Genomic DNA, 22,831 nt, shown 5'->3' with positions numbered 1-22,831 from the left:
ACGCCCGCCGCTTACCAAAGCCGGCTGCTGGCCAGCCGGGCGCCTTCTCCCAAAGCCGACAGCTTTGCTGCCGCAATCTGCGGATGCACCCGTCCGCCCAGCCCGCAGTCGGTGGAAGCGATGACGTTTTCCCGCCCCACCAGCTGGGCGAAGCGCTCGATGCGGTCCGCCACCAGTTCCGGATGTTCCACCACGTTGGTGGCATGGGAGACGACGCCGGGGAGTATCACCTTCCCCTCCGGCAGTTTCGTGTCCGCCCAGACCCGCCATTCGTGCTCGTGCCGCACATTGCCGGCCTCGAAGCTGTACCCGCCCGCGTTGATTTGCAGCAGGGTGTCCGCCAGGTGGCGGAACTCGATGTCCGTGGTGTGCGGCCCGTGCCACGAACCCCAGCAAAGGTGGAAGCGGATCTGCTCCTCGGGCAGGCCGCGCAGGGCATAGTTCAGGGCCTCGACGCGGATCTGCGTGAACTTGAGGTAGTCGGCCACGGAGGGCTCGGGGTTGATCTGGTCCCAGTTCTCCGCGATGGACGGATCATCGATCTGGACGATCAGCCCGGCGTCGACAATCGCCCGGTATTCCTCCCGCATCGCATCCGCACAGGCGTAGATGAACTCCTCTTCCGTGGCGTAGTACTCGTTGGCGATCCGCGAGCAGGAGCCGGGAGAGAGCGAGGCCAGGAAACCTTCCGTTTCGCCCGCGGCGGCCAGGCCGGCCTTGAGGTTGGCGATGTCGCCGGCCACGGCGTCGTACCCCGTGTACTCCAGCGGTCCCGTGACCTTGGGGAAGATCTTCTGTGCGCCGGTGGTGATGCCCGAGGACGGATCGGAGTAGGCCTCGGCGAAACGCTGCCGGTCGCGGCGGTCCCCGAAACTGGTGAGGACTACGTTGCCCGGCGCCGAGCGGTGCGGTTCCATCTCCCAGATTCCGGTCTCGGCGACGCTCAGCCCGCCGAGCCGGGAAAAGGAATAGGACCACCAGGCGCCGTAGTCGACGTCGGCGGACATCGCATGCCCGTACTCGCCGTCATTCGGGATGTCGATCCCGGCTTCCTGCTGGCGGCGCACCAGATCGGCGACGGCGGCCTGCAGCAGTTCGGCGTACCCCTCGGTATCGGCGGGGTTGGCTTCCCGCGCAGCATTCGCGGCAATCAGCTCAGGGGTGCGGGGGAGGGAGCCGGCGTGGGTGGTCAAAATGCGGTCGGTGCTTTTGCGCATGGTGATCCTTACGGAAAAAAGTGCTCTTGCCCGCACCGGATGCCCAGGGGGCGGTGCAGGCCGCTTCGTCATCCGAACCACCCGCGAAGCATGGGGTTGGTGCACGGCCAAGTCGGAGCTTGGCGGCCGTGTCTCCTGAAGCTGGGACCATCCTAACCATGCCGCCGGGGTGCAGCAAAGGATGGAACGGAACGCAAAAAGGACGGCGGCACCGGAGAGTTCCGGTGCCGCCGTCCTTGGAGAGGCTCCAGGCGCTTAGCGCACGCCGCCCATGAGCTTCTTGATCGACGGTGTGGCCGCGGCCAGGGCAACGCCCAGGATGATCGCGGTGACGCCGCTGAAGGTGAAGTAGCTGACTTCGGTTGCCGGGTCGTAGAACTGGGCCAGCCAGCCGGCCAGGGTGGTGCCCAGGGAGACCGACAGGAAGAACAGTGCCACCATCTGGGTCCGGAAGACTTCCGGGGCCAGCTTGGTTGCCACGGACAGGCCGATCGGGGACAGGAACAGTTCAGCAAAGGTGAACAGCAGCAGGATGCCGGCCATGGCCAGCAGCGGCGTGCTGTTCGGGGCTCCGCCGGAGAACGGAATGAAGGCCAGGAAGGCGAGGCCCATCACGGCCAGGCCCATGGCGAACTTCAGCGGGGAGGACGGCTGCCGGTCGCCCATCTTGGTCCAGACGCCGGCGAACACGGCGGCGAAAATGATGATGAAGACGGGGTTGATGGACTGCACCCAGCTCGGCGGCATTTCCCAGCCGAAGATGGTGCGGTCCAGTGAAGTGTCCGCGTACATGGCGACCACCGTGAACTGCTGCTGGAACAGGGCCCAGAACGCAGCGCTGGCAATAAAGAGCGGCATGAAGGAGTACACCCGGCGGCGTTCCACCCGGCTCACCTTCTTGCTGCTGAGAATGATCACGAAGTACGCGACGGCGGCCACGATGGCGAGGATCGCCATCACCACCGCAAGGTTCTTGGCGGTCAGCAGGTTGAAGACAACGGCCAGCACAATAACAATCACAGCGGCAGCCGCGATGAGGCCGACCTTCGTGTACTGCTGCTTCGGCAGCGGGTTGGCTACCTGGTGGGCGGATGCGGGCAGGTTCTTGCGGGTCATCCCGTACTGGACCAGGCCGATGGCCATGCCGATGGCGGCCAGGCCGAAGCCGTAGTGGAAGCCGTACTGGCTCCAAGCCAGGCCGGTCAGGATCGGGCCGATCAGGGCGCCAATGTTGATGCCCATGTAGAAGATGGAGAAGCCGGCGTCGCGCCGCTGGTCCTTTTCGTCGTACAGGGTGCCCACCAGCGACGTCGCGTTGGCCTTCACGCCGCCGGAACCCAGGGCGATCAGGATCAGGCCGGAGCCCAGTCCGACGGCGCCGGGCAGCACGGCCAGGGAAATGTGGCCCAACATGACCAGGGCTGCAGCATAGAACAGCACCCGTTCGGCGCCGAAGACCCGGTCCGCCAGCCACGCACCGAGGATGGTGGAGAGGTAAACACCGCCGCCGTACGCACCGACCAGCGACACAGCAACGGCCTCGTTGATGCCGAGGCCGCCGTCGGTGGTGCTGTAGTACATGTAATACAGCAGGATGCCCTGCATGCCGTAGAAGGAGAATCGCTCCCACAGCTCAACGCTGAAGAGGTTGGCCAACATCCGGGGATGGCCGAAGAAGGTTTTACGCGCTTCTTTTACGCCTGAGGTACTGGGGGTATGGCTCACGAGTTTAATATTCCCACTCTCGGCAGGTGGTCAAGCAGTCAAATCCGAAAGAATCCGCCGGGGACAAGGAAGATTGCCATCCCTGAGTGCCCAAGATCACAGGCAAAACGGATGCTTTTGCCTGCATTACATGCTTGTGGGCCTGCATGACGGAAGGATTTGCACCGCCGGTCCGGAATTCCCTAGCGGGAGGCCGGGTTGGAAGGGGTATGGCCCGCCTCAGTGTTCCCGTTTCCATCCTCGACCGCGCGAACAACCGTGAGGGCTATTCGGAAGCCGATGCGCTCGGCGCCGTGCTCGAGCGGGCCGAGGCGGCCGAAAAATCCGGATACCGGCGGTTCTGGGTGGCCGAGCACCACGCGGTGGCGGGGATTGCCGGTTCCGCTCCGGCCGTCCTGATGGCGGCCCTGGCGGCGCGCACCAGGACCATCCGGATCGGGTCCGGCGGTGTGATGCTGCCGAACCACCAGCCGCTGGTCGTGGCCGAGCAGGCCGCGACGCTGCAGGCCCTGTATCCCGGGCGGATAGACCTTGGCCTTGGGCGTTCCGTTGGTTTCACGCCGGCGGTGCGGGCCGCCCTGCGGGCGGGGCCCGCCGAGGCTGAGCAGTTCGAGGAGCAGCTGGCCGAATTGCTGTCCTACCTCAACGGCACCGCACCCATCACCGCCCGTCCCCGGGACGGCGGACGGACGCCCGTGTTCATCCTTGCCACCGGGGCAGGAGTGGAGATAGCAGCCCGGGCCGGTCTCGGCGTCGTGCTGGGCGGCCCCGCCTTGTTCCGGCGGAACAGCGCCGGCCGGGCAGGCGCGTTGGAGCGCTACCGTGCCGCGTTCCGGCCCTCGGACCGGTTCCCCCGCCCCCATGTGATTGCGGCAGTCAATGTTGCCGTGGCCGGCAGCAGGGACGAGGCTGAGGAACTGCTGCTGCCCGAGGCACATGCCTTGGCCGAGTCCCGGACCAAGGGGGTCTTTCCCGCCCTGTCCCGTGCGGACATGGGCGCAGAGCCGTCCCCGCGGCGGCAGGACCTGGTCCGCGGCACCCTCGAAACCTCGGTTTACGGGACCGTTGGACAGGTGCACGGCCGCCTCGGGGAACTGGTTGCTTCCTCCGGCGCGGACGAGCTGCTGGTGACCGGCGGGGCCTTCGACGTCGACGGACAGCGGGAATCCGACCGGCTGCTGGCAACCCTCTTCTAGGCCCGCTGCAACCGGCGCTCAGTAGCCCAACTGGACCGCCACGGCCAGCAGATCCGCCTCGGCACCCGGCCGGCCGATCAGCTGGACACCCATCGGCAGCCCGGCGGCGGTGTCCAGCACCGGCAGCGTAATGGCGGGGAGCCCGCAGACATTCACCATGGACGTGAACGGCGAGTAGCGGCACTGCCGGGCGTAATCCTCGTCCCCGCGGCCCTCGGCGCCCGCGTCATCGCTGATGTACCAGCCGAGGGGACGGGGGGTCATGCCCAGGGTGGGGGTGAGGATCATGTCGTAGGCGCTGTACTGCCGGATGGTCTCCTGCTCAAAGGACCGGAGGACGTCGACGGCGGCCACCAGGTCCGCGGCGCTGCGCCCAAGTGCGCGGTGCCGCATGACCGCGGCCAGATCCGTCAGCCGGTCTTCGCCGCCGGGGGGCAGGGCCGCGGTGGCCAGCCCGGCCGTCCACACCACCTGGAACGCGTCCGGATACCGTTCGTCATAGTCCAGGTTCGTGTCCAGCAGGTCGTGGCCGGCACCGGCCAGCGCAGCAATCCCGGCGTCGAGGGCCTGCACCGCCTCGGGATCCAGCCGGATATCGAGCCGGGACTCGAAGGGCGAGCGGGTGCTGACGCCTATCCGGAACCGTCCCTCGGCCCGCAGTGCGGCCGTCAGGAAAGTTCCGTGGGCCGGGGCCGCGCTGGTGGCACGGTAGTTGGGTTCGCCGACCATCGCGTCCAGCAGCAGTGCCGCGTCGGCAGCATTGCGGGCGAGCGGGCCGGCCACCACGAACTGTCCCAAGTCCTGCTGCCCCGAGCCGGCGGGAATCCTCCCGCGGTTGGGTTTGAGGCCCACCAGGCCGGTCGCCGCTGCCGGGATGCGTACGGAGCCGCCGCCGTCGGTGCCCGGAGCGAAGGGAATCATGCCGGCAGCGACTGCCGCCGCACTGCCGCCGGAGGATCCGCCGGGGCTGAGCCGCGGATCGCGCGGGTTCCGGGCCGGCGGCCCCACCCGGTTTTCGCTGTAACTGCTGAGCCCGAATTCGGGAACCTGCGTCTTGCCCAGGCTGATTGCACCGGCCCGGCGCAGGATGGCCGGCAGCGGGGAGTCCTCCTCGGCCACCCAGGGGTCCAGGGCAGCGCTGCCCATGGTGGTCCGGACGCCCGCCACGTCGGTCAGGTCCTTGTGTGCCAGCGGCATTCCGTGCAGCAGGCCCGGCTTCTCTCCCCGGGCACGGCGCGCATCCGCCGCCCGGGCCTCGGCGACGGCGAGTTCCGGCGTCGGAGTCAGGAAGGCACCCAGTGCCGGGTTGAGCTCCTCGATCCGCCCCAGGTAGTGGTTGGTGACTTCCTCGGCGCCGAGCCCGCCGGAGGCCAGGGCATCCCGGAGTTCGACGGCGGTCATCTCGTGGGGGGCGGACATTGCATACCTTTCGGTGCGTGTGGGGTCCGGGCGTTTGTTCTCTCGGACCGCGTCCCACTATAGGCTGGACAAAACGGCCCCGTCGGGCGGGTGCGGGCGTGCCCGGACCCGCAGTTCGGGGCGACAACGCGTACGACAGTGAGGCCAGCAATGAGCGAGATGCAGAGCGTAACCGTAGACACCATTCCCGAGGGCGCGAAGATCCTCGATGTCCGGGAAGACTACGAATGGGAAGCCGGCCACGTCGACGGCGCCCTCCACATTCCACTCGACCGGCTGCCCGAGGCACTTGATGAACTGGATCCGGACCAGGACCTGGCCGTCATCTGCCGCACCGGCGGCCGCAGCGCCCGGGCCACCCAGTGGCTGGACGCCAACGGCTACTCGGCCGTCAACGTCAACGGCGGGATGGGTGCCTGGCTCGAGGCAGGCAAGCCCATGGTCTCCGACAACGGGCAGGAACCGACCGTTAAATGACGCACGCCGCTGATGCCCGCCCCGCCCCGCACCACCCCGGTCCGCTGGGGGAAGCAGTGGTTTACACCTACCTCGGCCCCGAGGGAACCTTTACGGAGGCCGCGCTGCTGAGCGTTCCGGGGGCCGTGGATGCCGTCCGCCGTCCGGCGCCGAGTGTGAACTCGGCACTGGAAATGGTCCGCTCAGGGCAGGCCGCCGCCGCGGTTGTTCCCATTGAGAACTCCGTGGAGGGCGGTGTCAGCGCCACCCTGGATGCCCTTTCCGCCGGAGCCCCGCTGCGGATCCTGCGGGAGATCCTGATCCCCATCACCTTTGTGCTGGCGGTGCGCCCGGGCATGGCACTGACGGATATCCGCACGGTTTCCACCCACAGCCACGCGTGGGCGCAGTGCAGGGAATGGGCTGCAGCGAATATTCCCGAAGCGGAATATCTTCCCGCGGCCTCTACGGCGGCGGCCGCCGTGGAACTCAGCCAGGCCGATCCGTCCTTTGATGCGGCGATCTGCGCGCCGCTGGTGGCGCGGCAGCTCGGGCTGGAAGTCCTGCAGGAAGACATCGGTGATGTGCGGGATGCGGTGACCCGGTTCGTGATGATCAGCCTGCCCGGCCTGCTTCCCGAACCCACCGGCTCGGACAAGACCACTCTGGTGGTTCCCCTGCCGGAGGACCGCCCGGGCGCCCTGATGGAAATCCTGGACCAGTTCTCCACCCGCGGGGTGAACCTGAGCCGGATCGAGTCCCGTCCCACGGGCATGTTCCTGGGCGATTACTTCTTCAGCATCGACGCCGACGGCCACATTGCGGATGCCCGGATGGCGGACGCTTTGAAGGGCCTGCACCGGATCAGCCCCGAACTGCGGTTCCTCGGCTCGTATCCGCGGGCGGACCACCGTGAGACGGAGATTTCCCGCCACACCAGCGACGATGCGTTCCGGGCCGCCGATATTTGGCTCGAGTCCCTGCTGAACGGATACTAGGGACTGGAAGCCGCGGCTGAACCGGCCGCAGCCGGTGAAAGGTGCGCACCATGGCTCGACTTCGGCGAAGCAACTGTGAACATCCCGGGTACACCCGGCGGCGTTGGGGCAAGGGTTTCAGCTATCGGGACATCCGCGGCAATATCATTACCGACCGGGCGGTCCTGGCCCGGCTCCGCTCGCTGGCGATTCCGCCGGCGTGGACGGATGTCTGGATCAGTCCCTACCCCAACGGGCACATCCAGGCCACGGGAACCGACGGCGCCGGCCGCAAGCAGTACATCTACCATCCGCACTGGCGGGAGATGAAGGACCGGGAGAAATTCGACCGGTCGCTGGCGTTTGCCCAGACACTTCCCGCGGCGCGGCGGCTGATCACCAAGCACCTGCGCGCAGACGGATGCGGCGAGGAACGGGCCCTGGCGGCCGCCCTGCGGATTGTCGACGCCGGGGCGCTGCGGATCGGCGGCACCCGGTACGCGGAGGCGAACGGTTCCTACGGCACCACCACGCTGCGCATCGAGCACGTGCATCTGGACGGAACCGAAGTGTGTTTCGACTTTCCCGGCAAGAGCGGGCAGGAATGGCACATGTCGATCAAGGACGCCGACCTCGCGGCGGCCATCGGGCCCATGCTCCGGCGCCCGGACGCAGACACGGCACTGGCGTACCTGGGGGCTGACGGCGCCTGGCACAGCGTGGACGCCGCCCAGCTGAACTCCTTCCTGAAGGAAGTCACGGGCGGGGACTTCAGCGCCAAGGACTTCCGCACCTGGCAGGCCACAGTCGTCGCGGCAATGTCCCTGGCCCGCCTCGCGCCGGCGGCAGCCACCAACCGGGCCAAACAGAAGGCCGTCGCGGCCACAGCCCGCGATGTGGCGGACCACCTGGGCAACACCCCCGCAATTGCACGCAAGTCCTACATCGATCCGCGCGTGGTGGACCGGTTCTTCGACGGCCACGTCATTCCCGTGACCGGATTCTCCTCGTCGGAGACCGCAACCCGGATGATGCTCGAGGATTAACCGGGTTTCCGCCGGGACCGGCAATAAGTATGCTGATGGAAGGCGCGCGCAGTATTGGCGCACTGGACAACCAACCCAAGAAGGAAGGTGCCGGCGTGAGCGAGTACCCCAACGAACAAGAGCAGCTCAAGGACCCGAAGCCCAGCGGTGTTTCCACCAATGACGACAACTACCGCGGCGATGTTGGCGACCAGGGCAACGACATCCGCTTTGCCGAGGAAGAGGCACTGATCCGCGAGCAGGCCTCCCCGTCCTCCCTCGACGAGGACGAAGGCAAGTACACCGCCGCCGACGGCGCCAAGACGGACGAGGACCGCGAAGGCGGTTACACCGACTCCGAGGGCACCCAGGACGGCAAGTAACGTCTTCTCCCCTTCAAGCGGCGCTGCACCATCCGGTGCGGCGCCGTTTTTTATGCCGCCGGCAGCACGGACGAGGGCGGCACCCGGACCAGCAGGGCGCCGGCGTCCACCTCTACGGTGATCGTGGTGGCGGGGCCGGTCAGGTCGCCGTCGAGCTGGGTCTGGGTGGGTTCCGCGACGGTCACCGTGATTTTCCGGACCCGGTGGTGACGGATCACCGGGAGGTCCTTGGGGTAGCGCGTCATCACTTTGCCGGCCACCCAGGCCCAGCCAAGGACGCTGCGCGGGCTAATGATGACGACGTCCAGCAGTCCGTCATCCACCACGGCGTCCGGAATGAAATCGATTCCGGCGGGCAGGCGTCCGGTGTTTGCCACCAGCACGCTGTGCACCTTCTGTGACTGCGCCGGACCGTCGTCCAGGCTGACGGTCATCCGCGTGCGCCGCCCCGGCAGCAGGCGGACGCCGGCTTCGCTGTAGGCCAGCCACCCCACCCGCTTTTTCAGCTCATCCCGCGTAGCGGCAATTACCGCGGCATCCATGCCGATCCCGCCCATCACCAGGAATGCGTTGCGGGAGTGTTCCCCGGTCGCCGAGTCTTCGAGCCGGATCTTGGCCATGTCGATCTGCCGCACGTCCCCGTGCAGCGAGTTGCGGATGTTTCCTGCCAGGTCCGCCACGGAGATGTCCAGGTTCCGGGCCAGGAGGTTGCCGGTGCCCAGCGGAATCAGTCCCAGCGCCGCGCCGGAATGCGCCACTGCACGCGAGACTTCGCGGATGGTGCCGTCACCGCCTGCGGCGAGGACGACGTCGGCACCTGCCTCCAGTGCCTGCAGCGCCTGCAGGTAGCCGGGGCTGTCCACGGTGGTTTCCAGGATCAGCGGAGGATCCCATCCGGCAAGCTCGCAGGACGTTCTCAGCAGGGCTTCAGCGTCCGGCGCCAATGCCTTGACCGGATTCACGACCATCGCCACCCGCTGGTGCGCCGCGCCGCGCGGGGCAAACACTGCGGCGTCGGCCGCTGCCCGCCGTCGGCTTCGAGTACCTGCGACGACCCAGGTTGCGGCGGAGGCCAGCAGGGCGGCGCAGAGGACCAGGAACAGCGTAATTTCAACGGGCATAATGCCTCCCAGAATAGCCGCCGCCGGGCGAACCAAACGCCCGGCGGGTTTTCGGTACTCTTGAGACGTGATCGATGTAAATGAGCTCCGCGAAAATCCCGAAAAATTCCGAGCCTCGCAGCGCGCCCGGCTGGCCGACGAGAGCATTGTGGACGCGATCATTTCCGCCGACGCTGCCCGCCGCGACGCCCGGACCCGCTACGAGACGCTGCGTGCCGAGCAAAATGCCTTCGGAAAGCGCGTCGCCGCCGCCAAGGGTGAAGAAAAGCAGGCCCTCCTGGCCGAGGTGAAGGAACTGGCCGCTGCCGTGAAGGCCGCCGGTGCCGAGGCTGACGCCGTCCAGGCGGAATCCGATGCGCTGCTGCGCCGGATCCCGAACCTGGTGTCCGACGGCGTTCCCACCGGAGGCGAGGACGACTTCGAGGTCGTCAAGACCGTCGGCAAGCCCCGCGACTTCGAGGCTGAGGGCTTCACGCCCCGTGACCATCTGGAAATCGGCGAACTGCTGGGTGCCATTGACATGGAACGCGGCGCCAAGGTCTCCGGCTCGAGGTTCTACTTCCTGCGCGGCGTGGGTGCCCGCCTGGAACTGGCACTGCTGAACATGGCCATGGACCAGGCCGTCAAGGCCGGGTTTGTCCCGATGATCACCCCCACCCTGGTTCGCCCCGAAACCATGCAGGGCACCGGCTTCGACGTGGCACACGACGCCGAGATCTACCGGCTGGCCGAAGACGATCTGTACCTGGTCGGCACGTCCGAGGTGCCGCTGGCTGGCTACCACGCCGACGAGATCCTTGAGTTGGACGGCGGCCCCGTCCGTTACGCCGGCTGGTCCTCCTGCTACCGCCGTGAAGCCGGCTCGCACGGCAAGGACACCCGCGGCATCATCCGCGTCCACCAGTTCAACAAAGTGGAAATGTTTGTCTACACCCGGCCGGAGGACGCCGCCGCCGAGCACCAGCGGCTGCTGGCCTGGGAAGAGGAAATGCTGGCCAAGGTCGAACTGCCCTACCGGGTCATCGACACGGCTGCCGGAGACCTGGGCATGTCCGCAGCACGGAAGTTCGACTGCGAGGCGTGGGTTCCCACCCAGAACGCCTACCGCGAGCTGACCTCCACCTCGAACTGCACCACCTTCCAGGCCCGGCGCCTGAACATCCGCGAACGGCAGGCTGAAGGCAAGGGCACCCGCGCTGTGGCCACCCTGAACGGAACGCTGGCCACCACCCGCTGGATCGTCGCCATCCTGGAACACCACCAGAACCCTGACGGCTCGGTGAACGTTCCGGCTGCGCTTCGGCCGTACCTGGGCGGCCTGGAAGTCCTTCCGGTCCTCTGAGTCCAGCAGACGACGGCGGGACCCGGGACCAGCCCCGGGCCCGCCGTCGTCGGCGCCGTCCTTCCGAACGGGCCCCTGTCCTTTCCGAACGGACCCGTTGCACGGCAGTCGTCCTAGCCGCCCTCCTGACCGATCTGCTTAGATAAAACGATGACAACTCTGAGTAGCGCTGGCATCGAAGACCAGCGAACCCCTGACAAGCGACACCTGGTAGCCCTCGACGTGGACGGGACCCTCGTGGACCACGACGGCCACATGTCCCCGGATGTGCGCGAGGCAGCACGGACGGCGTCGGAGGCCGGCCACCACCTGGTGGTGGCCACCGGCAGGTCCTACGGGGCCGCACTGCCCATCCTCGAACTCCTGGGCCTGACCACCGGATACTGCGTCTGCTCCAACGGCGCCGTGACCCTGCGCCTGGATCCCACCCTTGAATCCGGCTATGAAGTGATGGACCGGGTGGTCTTTGATCCGAAACCGGCGCTGGCCGCGCTGCGGGAGAAACTGCCCACGGCCAAATTCGCCCTGGAGGACGCGGACGGACGCTTCCTGTCCACCGAGCGTTTCCAGGACGCCAGCTTCGGCGCCGAAGCCTTCGCCGTGGACTTCGAAGCCCTGCTGGAGGCACAGGCCGTACGCGTGGTGGTCTTCAGCACCGACAGCACTGCGGAGGAATTCGGCTCTGCGGTGGAAGCGATCGGCCTGCACGGCGTCACGTATTCGGTGGGCTGGACCGCCTGGCTGGATATTGCCGCGTCAGGCGTCACCAAGGCCAGCGCGCTGGAACAGGTCCGCCGCCGGCTGGAGGTCGATCCCACCCTGACCGTTGCCCTGGGCGACGGCCGCAACGACATCGAGATGCTGGACTGGGCCGCCCGCGGCGTCGCCATGGGCCAGGCGCCGGACGAAGTGCTGGCAGCGGCCTCCGAGGTGACCGGCACCGTCTACGAAGACGGCGCCGCCAGCGTGCTGAGGAGCGTGCTGGAGGGCGGGTCCTAGCTCACCCCAGGTAGGGGAGTGCGGCCGGCGGAAGCGACGCCGGGCCGTAGGCCAGCCCCAGCAGCCGTGCAGCGGCCGGGCGGGTGGCCCATTCCTCGCTCCAGTGGGACCGGACCACTGCCTTGCTCACGGCCTGCGCGGTGATCCCCAGCTCCTGGGCAACAAACTTCTGCTGCCCGCGGGCTCCGGGGGTCATCAGGTCCAGCACCTTCCACTCGGCTTCGGACCGGGCGGCCACAATGAGGCCCAGCAGGCGCAGCACGGCCTCCGCCTCTGCTGCCAGTTCGGCATCCGGGCCGTCCACGGCCAGCGGGACGCGGTCACCGGTGCGCTGGGCACGCTCCACGGCGCGCCGCGAATAGACCAGCCCGTAGCCCCGCGCGTCCTTGAGATTGGCCGGTAACGGAACCTGGAGTTCCCCGACTCCCACCCCTACGTGCCAGCGGCGCTCCCGGACTGCTGTCAGTGCCGCTTCCACCGCAGTGGCTGCATCCGTCAGCACCCCCTGGGCTTCGTCACCGACGGTGCGCTGGAAGGGAACCGCAGCCGGCAGATGCCGCAGGGACCGGATCAGGTCCGGAACCAGGTCCCCGACCTCCCGGGAATCCCGTTGGTTGATGGTCAGCACAAAATGCATGGCCCCAGCATGTCAGACCTGCCCTGGAAAACAACCAAATGCGGTTGCGGCGCGCCACAGTGCCCGCCCCGGTAGAGTCGGCCGCATGATCAACCAGGAGCAAGACCCGCGCCCGGACCGCCGCCCGCTGCTTCCCCTGCTGTTTTCCGCGGGAGTTGTCCTCCTGGGACTCTGGGCAGCCTGGCTGACCTCCAGCTGGATCCTCCTCGCGGTCGCCGTCTTTGTGGCGGTCTTTCCGGCCCGGACCCATGCCGGAGACCTGCGTGCCTGGGCCCGGCGGAGGACAGGCGGCCGCTGACCGCTGCGGATAACGCCGGTTAAACGCCGACGGCGGCCGTCCCCCTGGGGGAACGGCCGCCGTCGTGACGCTGAATGCTAGTTGATCGGGTCGGCGTCGACGGCGCGGCCCTGGGCCTCGTCCTCTTCGTGGCCTTCGCCGTGCGCCTGGTAGCGGGCCAGGGAAGCGGTGACCTCGGCTTCGGCAGCTTCGCGGCCGGCCCAGTCAGCGGCTTCCACCCACTTGCCCGGCTCCAGGTCCTTGTACTTGGTGAAGAAGTGCTTGATTTCATCCAGCAGGAAGTCGGACACGTCCGAGAGGTCCTGGATGTGGTCAAAGCGCGGGTCCACCGGTACGCACAGGACCTTGGCGTCTCCGCCGCCGTCATCGACCATGTTGAATACGCCGATGGGGCGGGATTCCACCAGCACGCCCGGCATCAGGTCGAAGTCCTGCAGCATCACCAGGGCGTCCAGCGGATCGCCGTCCTCACCCAGGGTGTTCTCGAAGTAGCCGTAGTGGGTGGGGTAGGCCATGGCCGTGAACAGGACACGGTCCAGGCGCAGGCGGTGCGTTTCGTGGTCGATTTCGTACTTGACCCGGGATCCCTTGGGGATCTCGATGGTGACGTCGAGCTTCATTTCAGGCTTCATTGTGGCTCCTCACTGGCGTGGCCCGCGGAGGAACCACTGGAAAGACTTCTTACGGATCTTGCGCCGACGTGCCCCGGACCGCAAAGGTCGGGAAGGGCGCCGGCGTCGGTCTAGTCTTAAAGATATATGTCCTGCGCGGCGAACCATGCACAGGACCCGTTGGCCGGGTTTGCCGGCGCGAGTGAAAGAACCGGTGGGACATGTCTCGGATGTTCTCCGGCATGCTGCTGGCATTGGCCTTTGCAGTGCTGCTGGTTCCGCTGGCCTGCTATGCCCTCCCTCCGGTTGCCGAAGCCTGGCGCGGTGAACGGCTGCAGCGCGCCGAGGTTGTCCCCGACTACCAGGAAGCACCCGCGGAACTGGCGGACGGCGGACCGGTGTCCGCGCCGCAGGCAGCGGACCCGATGCCGGACAGGGAAGTCCTGGCCCGGCTGCTGGACGCCGCACTGGTGGTTGAGGGCAGCGGCAGTTTCTCCGCCGTGGTGCAGGACGCGCTGACCGGTACCGTGCTGTATGACCGCAACGGCGCGGCCGGAGTCGCCCCGGCCTCCAGCCTCAAGGTCCTGACCGCGGCGGCGGCGCTGTCGGCGATGGACGCCGACACCCGCTTTGCCACCGCCGCACTGCCGGGGGAGGACCCCGGAACAGTGGTCCTGCGCGGGGGCGGAGACGTGCTGCTGACTGCCGGAACTTCGGACCCGGACTCCGTGGCCGGACGCGCCGGCCTCACCACCCTGGCGGAACAGACCGCGGCGGCACTTGCCGCCGACGGGACCACCGGACCCGTCAAGGTCCTGGTGGATGATTCGCTGTTCACCGGCCCGGCGCTCTCGGATGCCTGGGGGGAGGCCGACGTCGAAGCCGGCGAGATCGCACCGATCCACTCCCTGGCGGTGAGCTCGGCGTGGGTGCAGGAGGGCACCGGGCCGGGACCCCGGGTTGACGACGCCGCCCTGTCCGCCGGGGAGTCCTACCGTGCCGCGCTCGCTGCCGCCCTGGCATCCGAGGGCATCAACGTGGACCCGTACGTAGAGCGCGGCACCGCACCGGCCGGAGCCGTTGCCCTCGCCGAGGTCCGCTCCGCGCCGCTGGCCGAACAAGTTGATTACATGCTGTTGAATTCGGACAACTACCTGGCCGAAGTGCTGGCCCGGCTGAGCGCAGCAGCTGCGGGCCGCGAGGCATCATTTGCCGGAGGAACCGAAACAGTTCAAGCAGAAGTGGCCGCCCTTGGCGTGGACACCACGGCAATGGTGCTCGGAGACGCCAGCGGCCTGTCCGGTGAAACCTCGGTGTCCGCCGCGCAGCTGACCTCGCTGATGCAGATCCTGCTGACTACTACGGATCCCGATCTTCGGTCCGTGGCGGGCAGCCTGCCCGTTGCGGCGCTAACCGGCACGCTGTCCGGACGCTACGACGAAATCTCCGATTCCTCCGCGGCGGGAATTGTGCGCGCCAAGACAGGCACCCTGCTGGCAGTCACAGCGTTGACCGGTTACGCCACGGACGCCGACGGCCGGGTACTTGCCTTCACCTTTATCGGCAGCGGATTGGACGGAAACACGCAGCAGGCACGGGACGCCGTGGATTCCGCCGCCGCGGTACTGGCCGGCTGCGGGTGCAGGTAGGGCCGCGGGGAACCGGCGGCCAGCCGTTCCGTTCCCGGGACGGTGGTGTGGCAGCGGAAGGCAATGTGGTCGAATGGAGCAATGGAGAGCAACGAGCGAACACCTGTCCCCGCGCCTTCCGCCCCCGCCGGGCGGAACTCCGCCGGGCAGAACACCGACGCCCACCAGTCCGCCGGCGCGCCGTCGCTGGTGAACTGGGACCTGGCAGCATCCACCGCCGCGGCCATGGTGGCACCCGGGCCGAAGATGTCCGCCAAGGAGATCCGCGATGCAGTCGCGGACCTGCGTGCTGCCGCAGACGCCTCCGTGGCCCACGTCCACCGCATCACCGGGCTGGAGGCCGCCCGGGACCTGCGGGACTCGGACGTGCTGATTGTGGACCGGGCCTCCTGGGCCCGCGCGAACTCGCAGAGCTTCTCCGTCCTGATGGGTCCGGCCCTGCAGCACCTGGCCGAAACCCGGCCGGAACAGCTGGCGGCCGCCAATACAGCACTGGGCGGAACCATGACCGGCGCGCAGCTGGGCACCATCCTCGCCTTCCTGTCCAGCAAGGTCCTGGGCCAGTACGATCCCTTCGCCGCCCTGGGCGGCGTCGGCAAACCCGGCGGGCGGCTGCTGCTGGTGGCGCCGAACATTGTCACGCTGGAACGCGAACTGAACGTGGAACCGGCCGACTTCCGCCTCTGGGTCTGCCTGCACGAACAGACCCACCGGGTGCAGTTTGCTGCTGCGCCGTGGCTGCGCGGGCACATGCTGGAGCAGATCAGCCAGCTCTCCAACGGCATGATGGACAAGGCGCAGACCATCTCCGAACGGCTCGGTTCCGCGGTGAAGGCACTGGCCGCGCCCAAGGGCGGCGTGGATGCGGACGGTGTGCCGAACAAGTCCGTGGACCTGCTTTCCCTGCTGCAGGATCCCGAGGACAAGGAACGCCTCTCGCACCTGACGGCCGTTATGTCGCTCCTGGAAGGCCACGCGAATGTGGTCATGGACGCAGTGGACGCCAGCATCGTGCCCAGCGTCAAGACCATCCGGCGGCGGTTCAACAACCGGGGCGCCAAGCGGGGCTGGATTGACCGCTTCTTCCGCCAGATCATGGGGCTGGATGCCAAGATGCGCCAGTACAGCGACGGCGCCCGCTTTGTCCGCGCGGTCACGGACCAGGTGGGCATGGACGGCTTCAACCGGGTGTGGGAACGCCCCGAAAACCTCCCGACAGAAGCGGAGATCCACTCCGCGGACCTATGGATTGCCCGGATGGGACTGTAACAAAAACGTGCTCGACGAAAACTCCAACAACTCCGGCTCCACAGAAGGCAGCGCGGCATCTGCCGCCGCCCGCCCCGCCCCGCGGGTACGCAAACGGCTCCTTCCGACGCTGGGGGACGCCCGCAACAGTATCCGCGACACCCTGCGGGACGCCGGCCTGGCACCGGGCGGCGGCCATCCGCCGCTGATCCTGGTTGCCTGCAGCGGTGGTCCCGATTCCCTGGCTTTGGCCCTGGCCGCCTCGTTCTTCTCCCGGCGCGGCGACTACCGCGTGGGCGCCGTCGTCGTTGACCACGGCCTGCAGCCGGGCAGCGCCGAGGTGGCCGACCGGGCCCGGGAAAAGCTGGAAGGAATGGGACTGCAACCCGTGCTGGTGCGGCAGGTGGAAGTACCCGCCTCCGGGATGGGACCCGAAGCGGCGGCACGGACCGTCCGGTACGCGGCGCTGGACGCCGCAGTGGAGGAACTGTCGGCCGATGCCGTCCTGCTGGGCCACACCCTCGATGACCAGGCCGAGCAGGTGCTGCTGGGCCTGATGCGCGGTTCCGGCACGCGCTCCCTGGCGGGGATGCCCGTTGCGCGGGGAAAATACCTGCGGCCCTTCCTGGGCCTGCGCCGGGAGCAGACGGTCGAGATCTGCGAGCACGCCGGACTGGACCCCTGGCACGATCCCAGCAACCGGGATCCCGCGTACGCCCGGTCCCGGGTGCGCACCGAAGTGCTGCCGTTCCTGGAGGACAAACTGGGCCCGGGCATCGCCGAGGCGCTGTTCCGTTCCTCACGTATCCTCTCCGCCGATGCCGACTATCTGGACGCCGTGGCAGCACAGGCCTTCGAGGACCTGCTGGCCGCTGCACCGGAAGGCAGCGACCCGGAATCGGGCGAGCTGCTGCTGCCCGAAGCGCAGCTGCGTAACCTTGCCCCCGCCGTCCGCCACCGTGTCCTGGCCCTCGCCGCGCTCGCCCTGGGCGGGGCGCAGCCGAGCTACGAACGACTCGCTGCAGTCCAGTCCCTGCTGCGCCGCACCGGGTCCGCGGGGCCGGTCCAGTTGGTGGGGAAAGTCAGCGTGTACCGCCAGCCGCGGGCCAAATCGGTTCACCACGGTGCCTCAAGCTATGGCAATCTTGTTTTTAGGAAAAAGAGCAGCACCTAACATCCAAGCTGCAACACTTCGCACCCGGGAGTCATTCGTGGATTCACACGACGTCCAGTCAGATCTCAAGCACGTTCTCTACACCAAGGAACAGATCCAAACCCGGATCACGGAACTGGCGGCCGAAATTGACCGCGACTACGCCGGCCGTGATGTCCTGCTGGTCGGCGTGCTCAAGGGCGCCGTGATGGTGATGGCAGACCTTTCCCGCGCCCTGCACAGCCACGTCACGATGGACTGGATGGCAGTGTCCTCCTACGGTTCCGGCACGCAGTCCTCCGGCGTCGTCCGTATCCTCAAGGACCTTGAGACGGACCTGCTCGGCAAGCACGTGCTGATTGTCGAAGACATTATCGACTCCGGCCTGACGCTTTCCTGGCTGCGTACCAACCTGGAATCCCGCGGCCCGGCCAGCGTGGAAATCTGCACCCTGCTGCGCAAGCCCGATGCAGCCAAGGTGGAAATCGACGTTAAGTACGTCGGTTATGAAATCCCCAACGAGTTCGTCGTCGGTTTCGGCCTGGACTTTGCAGAGCGCTACCGCAACCTGGACTTCATCGGCACCCTCGCGCCGCACGTTTACGAATAACGGTTCCGGCCCCGTTTCTCCCCGTCCCCGCCAAGGGGGCCGTCACGGACGCAATGCTCTACGCCCTGAGGGAACTAATCCCCTCCCCGGACCGTGTTCTTCTGGGGGACGGTGTATAGCTAGTAGGTAAATTCCGCGCATACCAGCGTTGTTGACCAGGAGGGACGGGGCATTAGCCCTGACGACGAATGAAATCCAAGAACTTCTTCAAGGGCCCGGTCTTTTGGATCGCGCTGGCAGTGGCCGCTCTTTTGATCCTTGTCCCGAGCCTTACTGCCACCAGGGCCACGCAAGTGGACACCAAGGAAGGCATAGAGCTTCTCGACCAGGACAAAGTCTCGCAGGCGAAGATCTATGACGGCGAGCAGCGGGTTGACCTGACATTGAATGACAGCGGCGTTGACGACAAGGGCGTCAGCGACGTCCAGTTCTACTTCAGCACTGCGCGCGGCGAGGAAATAGTCCAGGCGGTCAACGATTCCGGGGCAAATTACACCGACCAGCCGGTGCAGACCAATTGGTTCACCAGCTTCCTCGGATTGTTCCTGCCGTTCATCATCATCGGCCTGATTTTCTGGTTCCTGATGTCCCGCATGCAGGGCGGCGGCTCCCAGGTCATGAAGTTCGGCAAGTCCAAGGCCAAGCTGACCAATAAGGACATGCCGCAGGTAACCTTCGACGACGTCGCCGGCGCCGACGAGGCCGTCGAGGAACTGCACGAGATCAAGGAATTCCTGCAGGATCCGGGCAAGTTCCAGGCCGTGGGCGCGAAGATCCCCAAGGGTGTGCTGCTGTACGGCCCTCCCGGAACCGGCAAGACCCTGCTGGCCCGCGCCGTCGCCGGCGAGGCCGGCGTGCCGTTCTACTCGATTTCCGGTTCCGACTTCGTTGAAATGTTCGTTGGTGTGGGCGCTTCCCGCGTCCGCGACCTCTTCGAGCAGGCCAAGGCCAACTCGCCGGCCATTATCTTCGTGGACGAGATCGACGCCGTCGGCCGCCACCGCGGAGCTGGCGTGGGCGGCGGCAATGACGAACGCGAGCAGACGCTGAACCAGCTGCTGGTGGAAATGGACGGTTTTGACGGCAACACCAACGTCATCCTGATCGCCGCCACCAACCGGCCGGACGTCCTGGACCCGGCACTGCTGCGTCCGGGCCGCTTCGACCGCCAGATCGGCGTCGAGGCACCCGATATGCAGGGCCGCCTGCACATCCTGCAGGTCCACGCCAAGGGCAAGCCGATGGCTCCCGGCGTTGACCTCGAGACCGTGGCCCGCAAGACTCCGGGGTTCACCGGTGCGGACCTTGCCAACGTGCTCAACGAAGCGGCGCTGCTGACCGCCCGCTCCAACGCGGACCTCATTGACGACCGCGCACTGGACGAGGCCATCGACCGCGTGATCGCCGGCCCGCAGAAGCGCAGCCGCGTGATGAAGGAACTGGAACGCAAGATCACCGCCTACCACGAAGGCGGACACGCCCTCGTGGCTGCGGCGCTGCGGAACACGGACCCGGTCACGAAGGTGACCATCCTGCCGCGCGGCCGGGCACTCGGTTACACCATGGTCCTGCCCCAGGACGACAAGTACTCGGTGACCCGCAACGAGCTGCTGGACCAGCTCGCCTACGCAATGGGCGGCCGCGTCGCCGAGGAGATCGTCTTCCACGACCCCTCCACCGGCGCCTCGAACGACATCGAAAAGGCCACGTCCACGGCCCGCAAGATGGTCACCCAGTACGGCATGAGCGAGCGGATCGGTTCGGTCAAGCTCGGCTCCGGCGGCGGCGAGCCTTTCCTGGGCCGGGACATGAGCCAGGAGCGCAACTACTCCGACCAGGTGGCCTACGTGGTGGACGAGGAGGTCCGGCGCCTGCTGGACAACGCCCATGACGAGGCATACCAGATCCTCACCGAGAACCGCGACGTCCTCGACCGGCTCGCGCTGGAGCTGCTGGAGCGGGAGACGCTGAACCAGGCGGAGATCGCCGAGGTCTTCTCCGATGTCCGCAAGCGCGACGTCCGGGAGGTCTGGCTGTCCAAGCCCACCCGCCCGGTCCACAGCACGCCGCCGGTGGTCTCCCAGAAGGAACGGCGCCAGGCTCGGGAACTCGGCGCCCCGGATCCGGCGTCGGTTGCTCCCCAGGACCAGATTGCCGACGCCGACCTGCCGCAGGACTTCGATGTGTCCAGCAACGGACTGCCCCAGGGCAGCGGGAACGGCAGCCATTCCGGCCGGAGCGGAAGCAGCGGCAGCACGCCCCCCGAGGCGTAGGTTCGGGCGGTCCTGCGGGGCCGCCCGGCACCGCCGGGGAACGGAGTTCCGGCGCGATAGGATCGACCAGTGACCGATTTCGACGATGAACTGCTGACTGCCGAAGCAGCAGCCGATTCCCCCGTGGATCAGCCAAGGATTGAACGTGCGGTCCGGGAGATCCTCCTCGCCATCGGGGAGGACCCGGACCGCGACGGTTTAAGGGAAACCCCCAGCCGGGTGGCCAAGTCCTACACCGAGATCTTCGGCGGCCTGCACCAGAGCCCCTCGGACCTGCTGGCAACCACGTTTGACCTGGACCACGAGGAAATGGTCCTGGTCAAGGACATTCCCTTCTACTCGACCTGCGAACACCATCTGGTGCCGTTCCACGGCAGCGCGCACATCGGCTACATTCCTTCCCACGACGGCAAGGTAACCGGCCTGTCGAAGCTTGCCCGGCTCGTCGACGTCTACGCCCGACGGCCCCAGGTCCAGGAGCGGATGACCACGCAGATCGTGGACGCACTGATGTCCAATCTTTCCCCCCGCGGTGCCATAGTGGTTATTGAATGCGAGCACCTCTGCATGTCGATGCGCGGGGTCCGCAAGCCGGGCGCCAAGACCGTTACCTCGGCGGTGCGCGGCCAGCTGCGCGAGACCGCGACCCGCGCCGAAGCAATGAGCCTGATACTAGGACGATAGGACCACCATGGATTCACTCGCTGCCGCACCCGGCACCGGACCGGCAACCTCGCCGCTGCCCGTAGTGCGGCCCGCCCGCAGGGCGCGCACGCTTTCCGACCTTCCCGCTGACCGCACCCTGGTTATGGGCGTCCTCAACGTCACGCCGGATTCCTTCAGCGACGGCGGGCAGTTTGCCGACACCGACGCGGCAATCCGCGCGGGACTGAAGATGCATTACGAAGGCGCGGACATCATCGACGTCGGCGGCGAGTCCACCCGTCCTGACTCCGTCCGGGTTTCCCCGGAGGAGGAGCAGGCGCGGGTATTGCCCGTGGTCGAGGCCCTGGTCCGTGCGGGAGCCCTCATCAGCATCGACACCATGAACGCTGCCACGGCTGAAAAGGCCGTTGCTGCCGGTGCCGCGGTCATCAACGACGTGTCGGGCACCGACACGGATCCGGAGATGCCCGGGCTGGTTGCGCGGACAGGGGTTTCCTACATCCTTATGCACAGCCGCGGCAACGTCCGCAGCAATGACCCCAACGCCAGCTACGCCGACGTCGTCGAAGAGGTGGCCGCGGAACTGGTGAAGATCCGCGACCGGTTCTACGCCGCGGGCGTCGCGCCCGAACAGATCATCCTTGATCCGGGGCTGGGTTTCTCCAAGAACGCCGAGCAGAACTGGGAGCTGCTGCGCGGAATCGACCGCCTCGGCGCCCTGGGCCACCGGGTGCTGGTCGGGGCCTCCCGCAAGCGTTTCCTGGGCTCGCTGCTCACCAGTTACGGGAAGGCGGCCCAGCCGCTGGAACGCGACAACGCGACGGTGGCGGTGTCCGCGCTGGCGGCCTCCGCCGGAGTGTGGGCGGTGCGCGTGCACAACGTGCCGGCCAGCCTCGACGCCGTCAAAGTCGCTGCAGCCTGGAAAGGGTAGAGGCAGATGCCGAGCACCTCAGTCGCGGCCCTTCGCGGGACACAGGACCGGATTACCCTCAGCGGCATCACCGCCACGGGTTTCCACGGCGTGTTTGACGAGGAACGGCGGGACGGCCAGCCCTTCATCGTGGACCTGGTCCTGTTCACCGACCTGGGACCGGCAGCTGCCACGGATGACCTGACGCTGACGGCGCATTACGGCGAAGTTGCCGAGTGTGTGGTGCAGGCCATCACCGGGGAGCCGCTGAACCTGATCGAGGCGCTGGCAGGCAGGATTGCCGACACCGTCCTGGCGTCCTTTTCCGTCCTGTCCGCAGTGGAGGTCACGGTGCATAAGCCGAAGGCGCCGATCACGGTGGAATTCGGCGATGTGGCCGTAACCATCCACCGGGAGCGGGCATGAGCACCGTCCATTCCGTCCTGGCCCTCGGAAGCAACCTGGGCGAAAGCCGCGACACCCTCTCCACGGCGGTAGCCGACCTGGCCGACCATCCGCAGGTGCGGCTGAGCGCGGTGTCCCCCGTGGTCCGTACGCGTCCGGTCGGCGGCCCTGAGCAGCCCGACTACCTCAACCTGGTGGTGGCGATCGAAACCGACCTGGAGCCGCACGCCCTCCTGGCACACTGCCAGGTCGTCGAAGCCCGCCACCACCGCGAACGTATTGTCCGCTGGGGCCCGCGGACCCTCGACGTCGACATCATCACCTACGGCGACCTGCACCTGGCTGACGAGGACCTCACCATTCCGCACCCCCGGGCAGCGACAAGGGCCTTCGTCCTGCAGCCCTGGGCCTGGATGGAACCGGACGCGCAGCTGGATTCGGTGTCCGTGGCCGAGCTGGCGGCCCGCGCCGAGGACCTTCCCGGACTCGAAATCTTCGAAGGAGAATGAGC

The 22,831-nt window shown here is 67.3% G+C and carries 23 protein-coding genes and 1 riboswitch; of the genes, 17 read left to right on the top strand and 6 right to left on the bottom strand.

Going from position 1 to position 22,831, the window contains the following annotated elements:
• Positions 1-11: 11 nt before the first annotated feature.
• Positions 12-1,217, bottom strand: coding sequence for a cobalamin-independent methionine synthase II family protein (locus tag LOC60_RS11390; RefSeq protein ID WP_230025257.1), 1,206 nt, complete (start codon positions 1,215-1,217; stop codon positions 12-14).
• Between the two features lie 17 nt (positions 1,218-1,234).
• A riboswitch (SAM riboswitch) is annotated at positions 1,235-1,358 on the bottom strand.
• Between the two features lie 114 nt (positions 1,359-1,472).
• A complete protein-coding gene (locus LOC60_RS11385) occupies positions 1,473-2,942 on the bottom strand; it encodes a peptide MFS transporter (RefSeq protein WP_331460812.1) in 1,470 nt (489 codons plus the stop codon).
• Between the two features lie 209 nt (positions 2,943-3,151).
• Here LOC60_RS11385 and LOC60_RS11380 point away from each other — a divergent pair, with 209 nt between their 5' ends.
• On the top strand, positions 3,152-4,138 hold the full coding sequence (locus LOC60_RS11380; protein ID WP_230025255.1) for an MsnO8 family LLM class oxidoreductase: 987 nt from the start codon (positions 3,152-3,154) through the stop codon (positions 4,136-4,138).
• Between the two features lie 18 nt (positions 4,139-4,156).
• Here LOC60_RS11380 and LOC60_RS11375 read toward each other — a convergent pair whose 3' ends face one another.
• Positions 4,157-5,557: an amidase gene (locus tag LOC60_RS11375; RefSeq protein WP_230025253.1), complete on the bottom strand. Its 1,401-nt coding sequence runs from the start codon at positions 5,555-5,557 to the stop codon at positions 4,157-4,159.
• Between the two features lie 150 nt (positions 5,558-5,707).
• Here LOC60_RS11375 and LOC60_RS11370 point away from each other — a divergent pair, with 150 nt between their 5' ends.
• The 4 genes from LOC60_RS11370 (at position 5,708) to LOC60_RS11355 (ending at position 8,398) form a co-directional block, all read left to right on the top strand.
• Positions 5,708-6,034, top strand: coding sequence for a rhodanese-like domain-containing protein (locus LOC60_RS11370; protein WP_230025251.1), 327 nt, complete (start codon positions 5,708-5,710; stop codon positions 6,032-6,034).
• A complete protein-coding gene (gene pheA / locus LOC60_RS11365) occupies positions 6,031-7,011 on the top strand; it encodes a prephenate dehydratase (RefSeq protein WP_230025249.1) in 981 nt (326 codons plus the stop codon). The genes LOC60_RS11370 and pheA overlap by 4 nt, the downstream gene beginning before the upstream one ends.
• 50 nt (positions 7,012-7,061) lie before the next feature.
• Entirely contained in the window at positions 7,062-8,036 is a 975-nt protein-coding gene (locus LOC60_RS11360) for a DNA topoisomerase IB (protein ID WP_230025247.1), read from the top strand.
• Positions 8,037-8,131: 95 nt separating this feature from the next.
• Positions 8,132-8,398: a hypothetical protein gene (locus tag LOC60_RS11355; protein WP_230025245.1), complete on the top strand. Its 267-nt coding sequence runs from the start codon at positions 8,132-8,134 to the stop codon at positions 8,396-8,398.
• Positions 8,399-8,448: 50 nt separating this feature from the next.
• Here LOC60_RS11355 and LOC60_RS11350 read toward each other — a convergent pair whose 3' ends face one another.
• A complete protein-coding gene (locus LOC60_RS11350) occupies positions 8,449-9,519 on the bottom strand; it encodes a diacylglycerol/lipid kinase family protein (protein ID WP_230025243.1) in 1,071 nt (356 codons plus the stop codon).
• Between the two features lie 67 nt (positions 9,520-9,586).
• On the opposite strand from LOC60_RS11350, the gene serS reads away from it, so the two are divergent.
• A complete protein-coding gene (gene serS, locus LOC60_RS11345) occupies positions 9,587-10,861 on the top strand; it encodes a serine--tRNA ligase (protein ID WP_230025241.1) in 1,275 nt (424 codons plus the stop codon).
• A gap of 150 nt (positions 10,862-11,011) precedes the next feature.
• On the top strand, positions 11,012-11,860 hold the full coding sequence (locus LOC60_RS11340; RefSeq protein WP_230025239.1) for an HAD family hydrolase: 849 nt from the start codon (positions 11,012-11,014) through the stop codon (positions 11,858-11,860).
• 1 nt (position 11,861) lies between these two features.
• Here the strand turns inward: LOC60_RS11340 and LOC60_RS11335 are convergent, their stop codons facing one another.
• The gene (locus LOC60_RS11335) at positions 11,862-12,497 is read right to left on the bottom strand and encodes a hypothetical protein (protein ID WP_230025237.1); all 636 of its coding nucleotides are present in this window, start codon (positions 12,495-12,497) and stop codon (positions 11,862-11,864) included.
• Positions 12,498-12,582: 85 nt separating this feature from the next.
• Here LOC60_RS11335 and LOC60_RS11330 point away from each other — a divergent pair, with 85 nt between their 5' ends.
• Positions 12,583-12,795, top strand: a complete 213-nt coding sequence (locus LOC60_RS11330) for a hypothetical protein (protein ID WP_230025235.1) — start codon at positions 12,583-12,585, stop codon at positions 12,793-12,795.
• Between the two features lie 77 nt (positions 12,796-12,872).
• Here the strand turns inward: LOC60_RS11330 and LOC60_RS11325 are convergent, their stop codons facing one another.
• The gene (locus LOC60_RS11325) at positions 12,873-13,415 is read right to left on the bottom strand and encodes an inorganic diphosphatase (protein WP_230025597.1); all 543 of its coding nucleotides are present in this window, start codon (positions 13,413-13,415) and stop codon (positions 12,873-12,875) included.
• A gap of 212 nt (positions 13,416-13,627) precedes the next feature.
• Between LOC60_RS11325 and dacB the strand changes: the two genes are divergently transcribed.
• The 9 genes from dacB to folK all read left to right on the top strand — a co-directional run bounded on the left by dacB (position 13,628) and on the right by folK (position 22,829).
• The gene (dacB, locus tag LOC60_RS11320) at positions 13,628-15,055 is read left to right on the top strand and encodes a D-alanyl-D-alanine carboxypeptidase/D-alanyl-D-alanine endopeptidase (RefSeq protein WP_230025233.1); all 1,428 of its coding nucleotides are present in this window, start codon (positions 13,628-13,630) and stop codon (positions 15,053-15,055) included.
• An 81-nt stretch (positions 15,056-15,136) separates the two neighbouring features.
• The gene (locus LOC60_RS11315; protein WP_230025231.1) at positions 15,137-16,324 is read left to right on the top strand and encodes a zinc-dependent metalloprotease; all 1,188 of its coding nucleotides are present in this window, start codon (positions 15,137-15,139) and stop codon (positions 16,322-16,324) included.
• A gap of 7 nt (positions 16,325-16,331) precedes the next feature.
• Positions 16,332-17,477, top strand: a complete 1,146-nt coding sequence (gene tilS / locus LOC60_RS11310) for a tRNA lysidine(34) synthetase TilS (RefSeq protein WP_442860409.1) — start codon at positions 16,332-16,334, stop codon at positions 17,475-17,477.
• 37 nt (positions 17,478-17,514) lie between these two features.
• On the top strand, positions 17,515-18,066 hold the full coding sequence (gene hpt, locus LOC60_RS11305) for a hypoxanthine phosphoribosyltransferase (RefSeq protein WP_227912540.1): 552 nt from the start codon (positions 17,515-17,517) through the stop codon (positions 18,064-18,066).
• Between the two features lie 188 nt (positions 18,067-18,254).
• Positions 18,255-20,339: an ATP-dependent zinc metalloprotease FtsH gene (gene ftsH / locus LOC60_RS11300; RefSeq protein WP_230025229.1), complete on the top strand. Its 2,085-nt coding sequence runs from the start codon at positions 18,255-18,257 to the stop codon at positions 20,337-20,339.
• 69 nt (positions 20,340-20,408) lie between these two features.
• Complete coding sequence (gene folE, locus LOC60_RS11295; protein ID WP_230025227.1) at positions 20,409-21,023, top strand: GTP cyclohydrolase I FolE; 615 nt, start codon at positions 20,409-20,411, stop codon at positions 21,021-21,023.
• A 7-nt stretch (positions 21,024-21,030) separates the two neighbouring features.
• Entirely contained in the window at positions 21,031-21,936 is a 906-nt protein-coding gene (gene folP / locus LOC60_RS11290) for a dihydropteroate synthase (protein ID WP_230025225.1), read from the top strand.
• A 6-nt stretch (positions 21,937-21,942) separates the two neighbouring features.
• On the top strand, positions 21,943-22,341 hold the full coding sequence (gene folB, locus LOC60_RS11285; protein WP_230025223.1) for a dihydroneopterin aldolase: 399 nt from the start codon (positions 21,943-21,945) through the stop codon (positions 22,339-22,341).
• Positions 22,338-22,829, top strand: a complete 492-nt coding sequence (folK, locus tag LOC60_RS11280; protein WP_230025221.1) for a 2-amino-4-hydroxy-6-hydroxymethyldihydropteridine diphosphokinase — start codon at positions 22,338-22,340, stop codon at positions 22,827-22,829. The genes folB and folK overlap by 4 nt, the downstream gene beginning before the upstream one ends.
• The last annotated feature ends 2 nt before the right edge of the window (positions 22,830-22,831 follow it).

The sequence above is a fragment of the Arthrobacter sp. zg-Y769 genome, from assembly GCF_020907405.1.
Classification (GTDB): Bacteria; Actinomycetota; Actinomycetes; order Actinomycetales; family Micrococcaceae; genus Arthrobacter_B.
The sequence above is the reverse complement of the archived record's forward strand: the minus strand, read 5'-3'. Positions and strand labels throughout refer to the sequence as shown.